Here is an 11210-nt window from a genome sequence, read left to right on the forward strand (position 1 = left end):
CTTTTTTTTTGTTGTTTGAGAGGCGTAGTGGGGAGATACAACCCTACCCCCCCCCCCCCCCCCCCCCCCCCCCCCCCCCCCCCCCCCCCGGGCCGTCGGTCACTGGGCGGCCAGGCCGCCGTTGCGCTCGTTGGGCTCCAGGTCGAACTCGCCGTCCCGGGCGCCCAGCACGAAGGCCCGCCACTCCGCCTCCGTGTACCGCAGCACGGTGTCCGGGTCGAGCGACGACCGCATGGCCACGGCACCCTCGGGCAGGTAGGCGATCTCGACCCGCTCCTCGTCCTGCTCGGTGCCGGGGGCGCAGTGCCACTCGACGCCCGAGATGTCGAGCGCGTAGAGCTCGTCCCGTTCCCGCTCCTTGCGCGCCTTCATCTCCTCAGCCGTCTCGCTCATCCCGCGGCGACCCCTTCCCGACGTACGTACGCTGTGACGGTCACACTACTGGCGGTCGCCCCGCCTTCGGCCGTCTCGGGCCGTCTCGCGCCGTCCGGGACCGTCCGGGACATTCTCGTACTCCGGCACTGGTACCCTGGTCGACGGCCGTTTGTGTACGCACCCCCGGAGTCCCCCGTGGACCCCTGAGGCCGCGCCCAGCGGATCCCCGCCTCCCGAGTAACGGAAGCTCCCCCGAGACACAGACCGGGGGCACTCGGTGGCCACCCGAAGACTACGAGGAGTACGCGTGCCGCTCGACGCCGCTACGAAGAAGCAGATCATCACCGAGTTCGGTACCAAGGAGGGCGACACCGGCTCCCCCGAGGTCCAGGTCGCCATGCTGTCGCGTCGGATCTCCGACCTGACGGAGCACCTGAAGGTCCACAAGCACGACCACCACTCCCGTCGTGGTCTGCTGATCCTGGTCGGTCAGCGCCGTCGCCTCCTGCAGTACCTGGCGAAGAAGGACATCCAGCGCTTCCGTGCGCTGGTCGACCGCCTGGGCATCCGCCGCGGTGCGGCGGGCGCCAAGTAAGACGTCGTGAAGGGAGCGGTTCCCGGAGAGACCCGGGACCGCTCCCTTTGCCGTACGTGCGGAAACGTGCGGAGTGTCACTCACGCTTTGTAGTGTGGTAGCACAACGCAATACGCACGACACAGCACGACAACGAACAAGGAGAAGCGCACCCAAGCCGCCGCCGGTCCTCGGTAGTGGCCCCCGGGGGGAAGCGAGCCCCGGGTGCTTCGATCGAAGACCGGCCCGCACAGCACGGCGCGCTTCTCCGGGACCGTCCCCCTGCCACACGGGCAGATCGGGACAAAAGACGTAACGCAGACGAAAGTAACGGAGAAAACGCTAGTGGAGAACGAGACCCACTACGCCGAGGCCGTCATTGACAACGGCACCTTCGGCACCCGCACCATCCGCTTCGAGACGGGCCGCCTGGCCAAGCAGGCCGCCGGCTCCGCCGTGGCGTACCTGGACGACGACACCATGGTGCTGTCGGCCACCACCGCCTCCAAGAACCCCAAGGACCAGCTCGACTTCTTCCCCCTCACGGTGGACGTCGAGGAGCGCATGTACGCGGCCGGGAAGATCCCCGGTTCCTTCTTCCGCCGTGAGGGCCGGCCGAGCGAGGACGCAATCCTCACCTGCCGCCTGATCGACCGCCCGCTGCGCCCGTCCTTCAAGAAGGGCCTGCGCAACGAGATCCAGGTCGTCGCCACCATCATGGCGCTCAACCCCGACCACCTGTACGACGTCGTCGCGATCAACGCCGCGTCCGCGTCCACCCAGCTGGCCGGTCTGCCCTTCTCCGGCCCGATCGGCGGCGTCCGCGTCGCGCTGATCAACGGCCAGTGGGTCGCGTTCCCGACGCACACCGAGCTCGAGGACGCCGTCTTCGACATGGTGGTCGCCGGTCGCGTCCTGGAGGACGGCGACGTCGCGATCATGATGGTCGAGGCCGAGGCCACCGAGAAGACCATCCAGCTGGTCCAGGGCGGCGCCGAGGCGCCGACCGAGGAGGTCGTCGCCTCCGGTCTGGACGCCGCGAAGCCCTTCATCAAGGTGCTCTGCAAGGCCCAGGCCGACCTCGCCGCCAAGGCCGCCAAGCCGACCGGCGAGTTCCCGATCTTCCTCGACTACCAGGACGACATCCTGGAGGCGCTCTCCGCCGCCGTCCGCCCGGAGCTCGCCGCCGCGCTGACCATCGCGGGCAAGCAGGAGCGCGAGGCCGAGCTGGACCGCGTCAAGGGTCTGGCCGCCGAGAAGCTGCTCCCGGAGTTCGAGGGCCGCGAGAAGGAGATCTCCGCCGCGTACCGCTCGCTGACCAAGCAGCTGGTCCGTGAGCGCGTGATCAAGGAGAAGAAGCGCATCGACGGCCGCGGTGTCACCGACATCCGCACCCTGGCCGCCGAGGTCGAGGCCATCCCGCGCGTGCACGGCTCGGCGCTGTTCGAGCGTGGCGAGACCCAGATCCTGGGCGTCACCACCCTCAACATGCTCCGGATGGAGCAGCAGCTGGACACGCTTTCCCCGGTGACCCGCAAGCGCTACATGCACAACTACAACTTCCCGCCGTACTCCACCGGCGAGACCGGTCGCGTCGGCTCCCCGAAGCGCCGCGAGATCGGCCACGGCGCCCTCGCCGAGCGCGCCCTGGTCCCGGTCCTGCCGACCCGCGAGGAGTTCCCCTACGCGATCCGCCAGGTGTCCGAGGCGCTCGGCTCCAACGGCTCGACGTCCATGGGTTCCGTGTGCGCCAGCACCATGTCGCTCCTGAACGCCGGTGTGCCGCTGAAGGCCCCGGTCGCCGGTATCGCCATGGGCCTGATCTCCCAGGAGATCGACGGCGAGACGCACTACGTCAGCCTCACCGACATCCTCGGTGCGGAGGACGCCTTCGGTGACATGGACTTCAAGGTCGCCGGCACCAAGGAGTTCGTGACCGCCCTCCAGCTCGACACCAAGCTGGACGGCATCCCGGCCTCCGTCCTGGCCGCCGCCCTCAAGCAGGCCCGGGACGCCCGCCTCCACATCCTCGACGTGATGATGGAAGCGATCGACAAGCCGGACGAGATGTCCCCGAACGCCCCGCGGATCATCACCGTCAAGATCCCCGTGGACAAGATCGGCGAGGTCATCGGCCCCAAGGGCAAGATGATCAACCAGATCCAGGAGGACACCGGCGCCGAGATCACCATCGAGGACGACGGCACCATCTACATCGGCGCCTCCGACGGCCCGGCCGCCGAGGCCGCCCGTGCCACGATCAACGGCATCGCCAACCCGACGATGCCCGAGGTCGGCGAGCGCTACCTGGGCACGGTCGTGAAGACGACCACCTTCGGCGCGTTCGTCTCCCTGCTGCCCGGCAAGGACGGTCTGCTGCACATCTCGCAGATCCGCAAGCTGGCCGGCGGCAAGCGCGTGGAGAACGTCGAGGACGTCCTCGGTGTGGGCCAGAAGGTCCAGGTCGAGATCGCCGAGATCGACTCCCGCGGCAAGCTCTCCCTCATCCCCGTCGTCGAGGGCGAGGAAGAGGCTTCCTCCGAGGACGCAAAGGACGACACCGACAAGTGACGTCGAGCAGCTCCACGACGACGGCCCGCACCTCCTCGGAGGCGCGGGCCGTCGCCCGTACCCAAACCCTGATCAAGGGCGAGAACGGCATCGGCACGGTCCGCAAGACCACCCTCCCCGGCGGCCTGCGCATCGTCACCGAGACCCTGCCCTCGGTGCGCTCCGCGACCTTCGGCATCTGGGCCCACGTCGGCTCCCGCGACGAGACCCCCACCCTGAACGGCGCCACGCACTACCTGGAGCACCTCCTCTTCAAGGGCACCACGCGCCGATCCGCCCTGGACATCTCCTCCGCCATCGACGCGGTCGGCGGCGAGATGAACGCGTTCACGGCGAAGGAGTACACGTGTTACTACGCGCGCGTGCTCGACACCGACCTGCCGCTCGCCATCGACGTCGTCTGCGACATGCTGACCGGCTCCCGCATCCTCGAGGACGACGTCAACGTCGAGCGGGGCGCGATCCTCGAAGAGATCGCCATGACCGAGGACGACCCCGGCGACTGCGTGCACGACCTGTTCGCGCACACCATGTTCGGCGACAACTCCCTCGGCCGCCCGGTTCTCGGCACGGTCGACACGGTCAACGCCCTCACCGCCGACCGCATCCGCCGCTTCTACAAGAAGCACTACGACCCCACCCACCTGGTGGTCGCGGCGGCCGGCAACATCGACCACAACAAGGTCGTACGACAGGTCCGCGCGGCCTTCGAGAAGGCCGGCGCCTTCCGGACCGCCGAAGCGGCCCCCATCGGCCCGCGCGCGGGCAGCCGCACCATCCGCACCTCCGGACGCGTCGAACTCCTCGGCCGCAAGACCGAACAGGCGCATGTCGTCCTCGGCATGCCCGGACTGCCCCGCACCGACGACCGCCGCTGGGCTCTCGGCGTGCTCAACACCGCCCTCGGCGGGGGCATGTCCTCCCGGCTCTTCCAGGAGGTCCGCGAGAAGCGCGGTCTGGCCTACAGCGTGTACTCGTACACCTCGGGCTTCGCCGACTGCGGCCTGTTCGGTGTGTACGCCGGCTGCCGGCCTTCGCAGGTCCACGACGTCCTCAAGATCTGCCGGGACGAGCTGGACCAGGTCGCCGAGCACGGCCTGCCGGACGAGGAGATCGGCCGTGCCATCGGCCAGCTCCAGGGCTCCACGGTGCTCGGCCTGGAGGACACCGGCGCGCTGATGAACCGTATCGGCAAGAGCGAGCTGTGCTGGGGCGAGCAGATGTCCGTCGACGACATGCTGGCCCGGATAGCCGCGGTGACCCCGGACGAGGTCCGTTCCGTCGCCCGCGACATCCTGGGACAGCGCCCGTCGCTGTCGGTCATCGGCCCGCTCAAGGACAAACAGGCCGCACGCCTGCACGACGCCGTCGCCTGACACACCACCGGTAAGGAACGAAGAAGATGAGCAAGCTGCGCGTGGCGGTCCTCGGCGCCCGGGGCCGTATCGGTTCCGAGGCGGTCAAGGCGGTCGAGGCCGCCGAGGACATGGAGCTGGTCGCCGCCCTCGGCCGGGGCGACAAGCTGGAGGCGCTGGCCGAGTCCGGCGCCCAGGTCGCGGTCGAACTGACCACACCCGCTTCGGTGATGGGCAACCTCGACTTCTGTGTCCGCCACGGCATCCACGCCGTCGTCGGCACCACGGGCTGGACCGACGAGCGCCTCGCGCAGTTGACGGGCTGGCTGGACCAGTCCCCGGAGACCGGCGTGCTCATCGCCCCGAACTTCTCCATCGGCGCCGTGCTGACGATGAAGTTCGCGCAGATCGCCGCGCCCTGGTTCGAATCGGTGGAGGTCGTCGAACTCCACCACCCGAACAAGGCCGACGCCCCCTCCGGCACCGCCACCCGCACCGCCCAGCTCATCGCCGAGGCCCGCCGCACGGCCGGCACCGCCCCGGCCCCGGACGCCACCGTCACCGCCCTGGACGGCGCACGCGGCGCAGACGTCGACGGAATCCCCGTCCACGCCGTCCGCCTGCGCGGTCTCCTGGCCCACCAGGAGGTCCTGCTCGGCGGCGAGGGCGAGACCCTCACCATCCGGCACGACTCCCTGCACCACAGCAGCTTCATGCCGGGCATCCTGCTCGGCGTCCGCCGCGTGGTCACCGCTCCGGGCCTCACCTTCGGCCTGGAAAACTTCCTGGACCTGGGCTGATACGAGACCTCTGACATGCGCGCGAAGCTCTCCTACGCCCTCACGGCCGCCGTCCTGGTCTTCTACTTCGTCCTGGTCGGCAGCCGGGGTGTGATGCTCATCCAGACCGGCACGGTCCTCACCGTCACCTTCGGGGTGGCGGTGCTGATCCTGCCGGTCATCGGCCTGTGGTTCCTGTGGAAGAACACCCAGTTCGTCCGCCGGGCCAACGCCCTCGCCGCGGAACTCGACGCCGAGGGCGGCCTGCCCGTGGACGAACTGAAGCGCACCCCCGGCGGCCGCATCGACCGGGACTCCGCCGACGAGGTCTTCGCCAAGCGCAAGGCCGAGACCGAGGCCGCCCCCGACGACTGGCGCAGCTGGTTCCGGCTCGCCGTCGCCTACCACGACGCCCGGGACACCCCGCGCGCCCGCAAGGCGATGCAGCGCGCCATCGCCCTGCACGACGGCAGGCCGGTGGAGGCCTGAACGGCAGCCCGCACATACGAAAGGGGCCGGTCCGCCTGGTGCGGACCGGCCCCTGCCGTATGCCATCGGATGCCGCTCAGCCGCGCCCGTACTCCGCCGCCCACGCCTCCACCGCGTCCGCCGCACGGTCGAAGGCCGACGCCCGGCCCAGGAAGTCCATCCCGTGCGTGGTCAGCAACGGATCCATGTCGTCCGACGAGCGGTCCTTGCGTACGAGTGTCAGCGCCTGACCCTGCACCGTGCGCGGCAGCCCCAGCCAGCGGACCGGCTGCTGCGCCGTGCGCACCGAGACGACCCGCTTCCAGGGCACCGTCCGCGTGTACAGCAGACCTACCTGGCGCACCCCACGCGCGCTCACCCACACGCCCATGCGCAGTATCCGCAGGGCGCCGGCGATGATCAGCAGGGCGATGCCGAGGACCGCCCCGGCGGAGGAGAGCGAGCCGGTCAGGGCCAGCGCGACCGCCGCGAACAGCACGAACGAGGCCAGCAGCAGCCACAGGGCGGACCCGCCCACCCGCCACGGCCCGGGCCGGTAGGGGCGCCGCCAGCGGTCCCGGTCGTCGTAGGGCAGGGCGCTGTCGAGTGCCGCGTCATCGGTGCGGTCGGCCATCAGGAAGGGCAGGGGCACGGCTGGTCCTCACTCAATCCATGCATGGGCTGTGCCCGGTGAGGCTATCCGCCCGTGTCCCCGCTCACCACTCGCGGGGGGCCGGAAGAGTCAGTGCCCCTGAGAGGCCTGCGACTGCTGGGTCCCGCTGTCGGACGGCGTGGACAACGCGGGCATGCCCAGGACCAGCGAGCCCACCACGCCGGCGACGAGGGTGAGCCCGAGCAGCCAGCGCCCGGCCATCTGACTCACGGACGACCGCTGACGGGGCGGGGGAGCGACATTGCTGCGGAACCTGTCGGCCTCGGCGATGAAGGCGAAGGGTACGGGTTGGCGCCTGGGGGCACCTCCCAGCGGTCGCTGGGGGAGGAACATCGGGGCGTCTCCTCTCGGGAACTCGTGGAGCTGCGGGCAGGGTCGAACGAATCGCTCTCACCAACACAGACGAGCGAACGGAGCGATAGGTGCCCGGTTGCCCCGAATTCACAGAACTTCACCGAAGTTCGCCAAAGATGTCGCGCCCCGCCACCGAACGCCCTGATGTCAGTGCCGGGCCGTAGAGTGGGCGCCGCCCGAGAGAAGTGATGGAAGGATCCTCCGAGTCGTGACCGACACCCCCGCCGACGACCTCAAGCCCAGCTTCCGGAGCGATGTCACCGTCGAGCTGGTCAAGCACAGCGCGGCCGACTCCGACGTGCTGTGGGCCGCCCGAGTCTCCACCGCCGGAGAGCAGTCCCTGGAGGAGCTGAAGAAGGACCCGGAGCGCTCCAAGGGCCTGATCAACTACCTGATGCGGGACCGGCACGGCAGCCCCTTCGAGCACAACTCGATGACGTTCTTCATCAGCGCCCCGATCTTCGTCTTCCGCGAGTTCATGCGGCACAGGGTGGGGTGGTCTTACAACGAGGAGTCCGGTAGGTACCGCCAGCTCGAACCCGTCTTCTACGTCCCCGGCGAGGCCCGCAAGCTCGTCCAGGAAGGCCGCCCCGGCAAGTACGTCTTCGTCGAGGGCACCCAGGCCCAGCAGGAGCTCGTCGGCCGGGTGATGGAGGACTCCTACCGCGAGGCGTACGAGGCCTATCAGGAGATGCTCGCCGCCGGTGTCGCGCGTGAGGTGGCCCGGGCGGTGTTGCCCGTCGGGCTCTTCTCGTCGATGTACGCCACCTGCAACGCCCGCTCGCTGATGCACTTCCTCGGCCTGCGTACCCAGCACGAGCTGGCGAAGGTGCCGTCCTTCCCGCAGCGGGAGATCGAGATGGTCGGCGAGAAGATGGAGGCGGAGTGGGCCAGGCTCATGCCGCTCACCCACGGCGCCTTCAACGCCAACGGTCGTGTCGCGCCGTAACCCGGCCGTTGTGCCGCCCGGCGTCTCGCGCGTCTTGTCGTGCTCGGCACAGATGTACGGATCAGCCTGGCGAGGTGTCCGTATTGCGGCATTTAGTGAAGTTCATCTAGCCTGATCAAACGGACCCGGCACTGCTTGAACCCCCGAGCAGGCAGTGCCGGGCTCCGCATTTGTCCGGACTTTCCCCGCACCCCAAGGGCAGACCGCGCCGTGAGCACCGAGTAGCGTGTAACCCATGGCTCCGACCTCCACTCCGCAGACCCCCTTCGGGCGGGTCCTCACCGCCATGGTCACGCCCTTCACGGCGGACGGCGCACTCGACCTCGACGGCGCGCAGCGGCTCGCTACCCACCTGGTGGACGCAGGCAACGACGGCCTGATCATCAACGGCACCACCGGTGAGTCGCCCACCACCAGCGACGCGGAGAAATCGGACCTGGTACGAGCCGTACTGGAGGCGGTCGGCGACCGCGCCCACATCGTGGCCGGAGTCGGCACCAACGACACCCACCACAGCGTCGAGCTGGCCCGCCAGGCCGAGCGCGACGGCGCCCACGGCCTGCTGGTCGTCACGCCGTACTACAACAAGCCCCCGCAGGAGGGCCTGTACCGGCACTTCACGACGGTGGCCGACGCCACCGGGCTGCCGGTCATCCTCTACGACATCCCCGGCCGCAGCGGCGTCCCGATCAACACCGAGACGTTCGTCCGCCTGGCCGAGCACCCGAGGATCGTCGCCAACAAGGACGCCAAGGGCGACCTCGGCCGCGCGAGCTGGGCCATCGCCCAGTCCGGCCTCGCCTGGTACTCCGGCGACGACATGCTCAACCTGCCGCTGCTCTCCGTGGGCGCCGTCGGCTTCGTCTCGGTCGTGGGTCATGTGGTCACCCCGGACCTCAGGGCCCTCGTCGAGGCCTTCGTCTCCGGTGACGTACAGAAGGCCATGGAGATCCACCAGAAGCTGCTGCCGGTCTACACCGGCACGTTCCGCACCCAGGGCGTCATGACGACCAAGGCCGCGCTGACCCTCCAGGGGCTGCCTGCCGGGCCGCTGCGCGCCCCCATGGTCGAATGTTCGGCCGAGGAGATCGCTCAGCTCAAGATCGATCTTGCTGCCGGCGGGGTACAGCTCTGACAACAGACTTCACGCGGACGTCCGCGTAGCAAGGCTTAACAACTGAACAAAGCGGGACACGGGTGCCCGCATTCCACAACGACAACTGCTTATGCACGAACGTCATCCACGCCACGTGCCCGACCGGTACGTGGCGTGGGTGGTGAGGAGAGTCTTTTGAGTCATCCGCATCCTGAACTCGGCCCGCCGCCCCAGCTCCCCGAAGGCGCCCTGCGCGTCACCCCGCTCGGCGGGCTCGGCGAGATCGGCCGAAACATGACCGTCTTCGAGTACGGCGGCCGTCTGCTGATCGTCGACTGCGGGGTGCTCTTCCCCGAGGAGGAGCAGCCCGGAATCGACCTGATCCTGCCGGACTTCACGTCCGTCCGGGACCGTCTCGACGACATCGAGGGCATCGTCCTCACCCACGGCCACGAAGACCACATCGGCGGCGTCCCCTTCCTGCTCCGCGAGAAGCCGGACATCCCGCTCATCGGCTCCAAGCTGACCCTCGCCCTCATCGAGGCGAAGCTCCAGGAGCACCGCATCCGCCCGTACACCCTGGAAGTGGCGGAGGGCCAGCGAGAGCGCATCGGCCCCTTCGACTGCGAGTTCGTCGCCGTCAACCACTCCATCCCGGACGCCCTGGCCGTGGCCATCCGCACCCCGGCCGGCATGGTGGTGCACACCGGCGACTTCAAGATGGACCAGCTCCCGCTGGACAACCGGCTGACGGACCTGCACGCGTTCGCGCGGCTGAGTGAGGAAGGCATCGACCTTCTTCTGGCCGACTCGACGAACGCCGAGGTGCCGGGTTTCGTCCCGCCCGAGCGCGACATCTCGAACGTCCTGCGCCAGGTCTTCGCCGGAGCCCGCAAGCGGATCATCGTGGCGAGCTTCGCCAGCCATGTCCACCGTATCCAGCAGATTCTGGACACGGCCCACGAGTACGGCCGCCGGGTCGCCTTCGTCGGCCGCTCCATGGTCCGCAACATGGGCATCGCCCGGGACCTGGGCTACCTCAAGGTCCCGCCGGGCCTCGTCGTCGACGTCAAGACGCTCGACGACCTCCCGGACAGCCAGGTGGTCCTGGTCTGCACGGGCTCCCAGGGCGAACCGATGGCCGCCCTGTCCCGGATGGCCAACCGCGACCACCAGATCCGTATCGTCGACGGCGACACGGTCATCCTGGCCTCGTCCCTGATCCCCGGAAACGAGAACGCGGTATACCGCGTCATCAACGGCCTGACCCGCTGGGGCGCCGACGTCATCCACAAGGGCAACGCCAAGGTGCATGTTTCCGGCCACGCCTCGGCCGGTGAACTGCTGTACTTCTACAACATCTGCCGACCGAAGAACCTGATGCCGGTGCACGGCGAATGGCGCCATCTGCGCGCCAACGCCGAACTCGGCGCTCTGACGGGCATCCCGCACGACCGGATCGTCATCGCCGAGGACGGCGTGGTCGTCGACCTGGTCGAGGGCAAGGCCAAGATCTCCGGCAAGGTCCAGGCGGGCTACGTGTACGTCGACGGTCTCTCCGTCGGCGATGTCGGCGAACCGGCCCTGAAGGACCGCAAGATCCTCGGCGACGAGGGCATCATCTCGGTCTTCGTCGTGGTCGACTCCTCCACCGGCAAGATCACGGGCGGTCCGCACATCCAGGCCCGCGGCTCCGGCATCGAGGACTCGGCGTTCGCGGCCGTCGTCCCGAAGATCTCGGAGGTCCTCGAACGCTCGGCCCAGGACGGGGTCGTGGAGCCCCACCAGCTGCAGCAACTCATCCGCAGGACCCTCGGCAAGTGGGTCTCGGACACGTATCGCCGCAGGCCGATGATCCTCCCGGTCGTCGTGGAGGTCTGACCCGCGAACGGGGCCACGAACGGCCCGTCGTACGCGTGCACATGGAGCGGGGGGGGGGGGGGGGGGGGGGGGGGGGGGGGGGGGGGGGGGGGGGGGGGGGGGGGAGGAGGGGGGGGAAAGGGGGGGGGGGGGAGG

General features: G+C 69.2%; 11 protein-coding genes. 8 read left to right on the top strand and 3 right to left on the bottom strand.

Translation table 11 applies throughout. From position 1 onward, the window contains the following. Positions 1-99 precede the first annotated feature (99 nt). On the bottom strand, positions 100-393 hold the full coding sequence (locus ACZ5K7_RS47895; RefSeq protein WP_123973668.1) for a DUF397 domain-containing protein: 294 nt from the start codon (positions 391-393) through the stop codon (positions 100-102). A 289-nt stretch (positions 394-682) separates the two neighbouring features. On the opposite strand from ACZ5K7_RS47895, the gene rpsO reads away from it, so the two are divergent. From rpsO to ACZ5K7_RS47920, 5 genes are all read left to right on the top strand, one after another. Next, a complete protein-coding gene (rpsO, locus tag ACZ5K7_RS47900; RefSeq protein ID WP_351713889.1) occupies positions 683-970 on the top strand; it encodes a 30S ribosomal protein S15 in 288 nt (95 codons plus the stop codon). A gap of 324 nt (positions 971-1294) precedes the next feature. Then, entirely contained in the window at positions 1295-3520 is a 2226-nt protein-coding gene (locus ACZ5K7_RS47905) for a polyribonucleotide nucleotidyltransferase (protein WP_351713887.1), read from the top strand. Then, entirely contained in the window at positions 3517-4896 is a 1380-nt protein-coding gene (locus ACZ5K7_RS47910) for a M16 family metallopeptidase (protein ID WP_450973787.1), read from the top strand. Before ACZ5K7_RS47905 ends, ACZ5K7_RS47910 begins: the two co-directional genes overlap by 4 nt. A gap of 26 nt (positions 4897-4922) precedes the next feature. Beyond that, on the top strand, positions 4923-5675 hold the full coding sequence (gene dapB, locus ACZ5K7_RS47915; protein ID WP_468924865.1) for a 4-hydroxy-tetrahydrodipicolinate reductase: 753 nt from the start codon (positions 4923-4925) through the stop codon (positions 5673-5675). Between the two features lie 15 nt (positions 5676-5690). Then, a complete protein-coding gene (locus ACZ5K7_RS47920) occupies positions 5691-6143 on the top strand; it encodes a tetratricopeptide repeat protein (protein ID WP_351713881.1) in 453 nt (150 codons plus the stop codon). A gap of 76 nt (positions 6144-6219) precedes the next feature. Here the strand turns inward: ACZ5K7_RS47920 and ACZ5K7_RS47925 are convergent, their stop codons facing one another. Both ACZ5K7_RS47925 and ACZ5K7_RS47930 read right to left on the bottom strand, forming a co-directional pair. Beyond that, on the bottom strand, positions 6220-6774 hold the full coding sequence (locus tag ACZ5K7_RS47925) for a hypothetical protein (RefSeq protein WP_351713879.1): 555 nt from the start codon (positions 6772-6774) through the stop codon (positions 6220-6222). A gap of 90 nt (positions 6775-6864) precedes the next feature. Next, the gene (locus tag ACZ5K7_RS47930) at positions 6865-7128 is read right to left on the bottom strand and encodes a hypothetical protein (protein ID WP_351713877.1); all 264 of its coding nucleotides are present in this window, start codon (positions 7126-7128) and stop codon (positions 6865-6867) included. Between the two features lie 229 nt (positions 7129-7357). Between ACZ5K7_RS47930 and thyX the strand changes: the two genes are divergently transcribed. The 3 genes from thyX (at position 7358) to ACZ5K7_RS47945 (ending at position 11075) form a co-directional block, all read left to right on the top strand. After that, the gene (thyX, locus tag ACZ5K7_RS47935; RefSeq protein ID WP_351713875.1) at positions 7358-8098 is read left to right on the top strand and encodes an FAD-dependent thymidylate synthase; all 741 of its coding nucleotides are present in this window, start codon (positions 7358-7360) and stop codon (positions 8096-8098) included. Between the two features lie 235 nt (positions 8099-8333). After that, positions 8334-9233, top strand: coding sequence for a 4-hydroxy-tetrahydrodipicolinate synthase (dapA, locus tag ACZ5K7_RS47940; RefSeq protein WP_468924868.1), 900 nt, complete (start codon positions 8334-8336; stop codon positions 9231-9233). A 156-nt stretch (positions 9234-9389) separates the two neighbouring features. Then, positions 9390-11075, top strand: a complete 1686-nt coding sequence (locus tag ACZ5K7_RS47945) for a ribonuclease J (RefSeq protein WP_351713871.1) — start codon at positions 9390-9392, stop codon at positions 11073-11075. The last annotated feature ends 135 nt before the right edge of the window (positions 11076-11210 follow it).

This window comes from Streptomyces sp. NPDC031497 (assembly GCF_055580905.1).

What these genes read in the sequence shown, in the direction of transcription:
- ACZ5K7_RS47895 (WP_123973668.1), bottom strand. Translation starts at nt 393, where the DNA reads ATGAGCGAGACGGCTGAGGAGATGAAGGCGCGCAAGGAGCGGGAACGG.
- dapB (WP_468924865.1), top strand. Translation starts at nt 4,923, where the DNA reads ATGAGCAAGCTGCGCGTGGCGGTCCTCGGCGCCCGGGGCCGTATCGGT.
- ACZ5K7_RS47920 (WP_351713881.1), top strand. Translation starts at nt 5,691, where the DNA reads ATGCGCGCGAAGCTCTCCTACGCCCTCACGGCCGCCGTCCTGGTCTTC.
- ACZ5K7_RS47930 (WP_351713877.1), bottom strand. Translation starts at nt 7,128, where the DNA reads ATGTTCCTCCCCCAGCGACCGCTGGGAGGTGCCCCCAGGCGCCAACCC.
- dapA (WP_468924868.1), top strand. Translation starts at nt 8,334, where the DNA reads ATGGCTCCGACCTCCACTCCGCAGACCCCCTTCGGGCGGGTCCTCACC.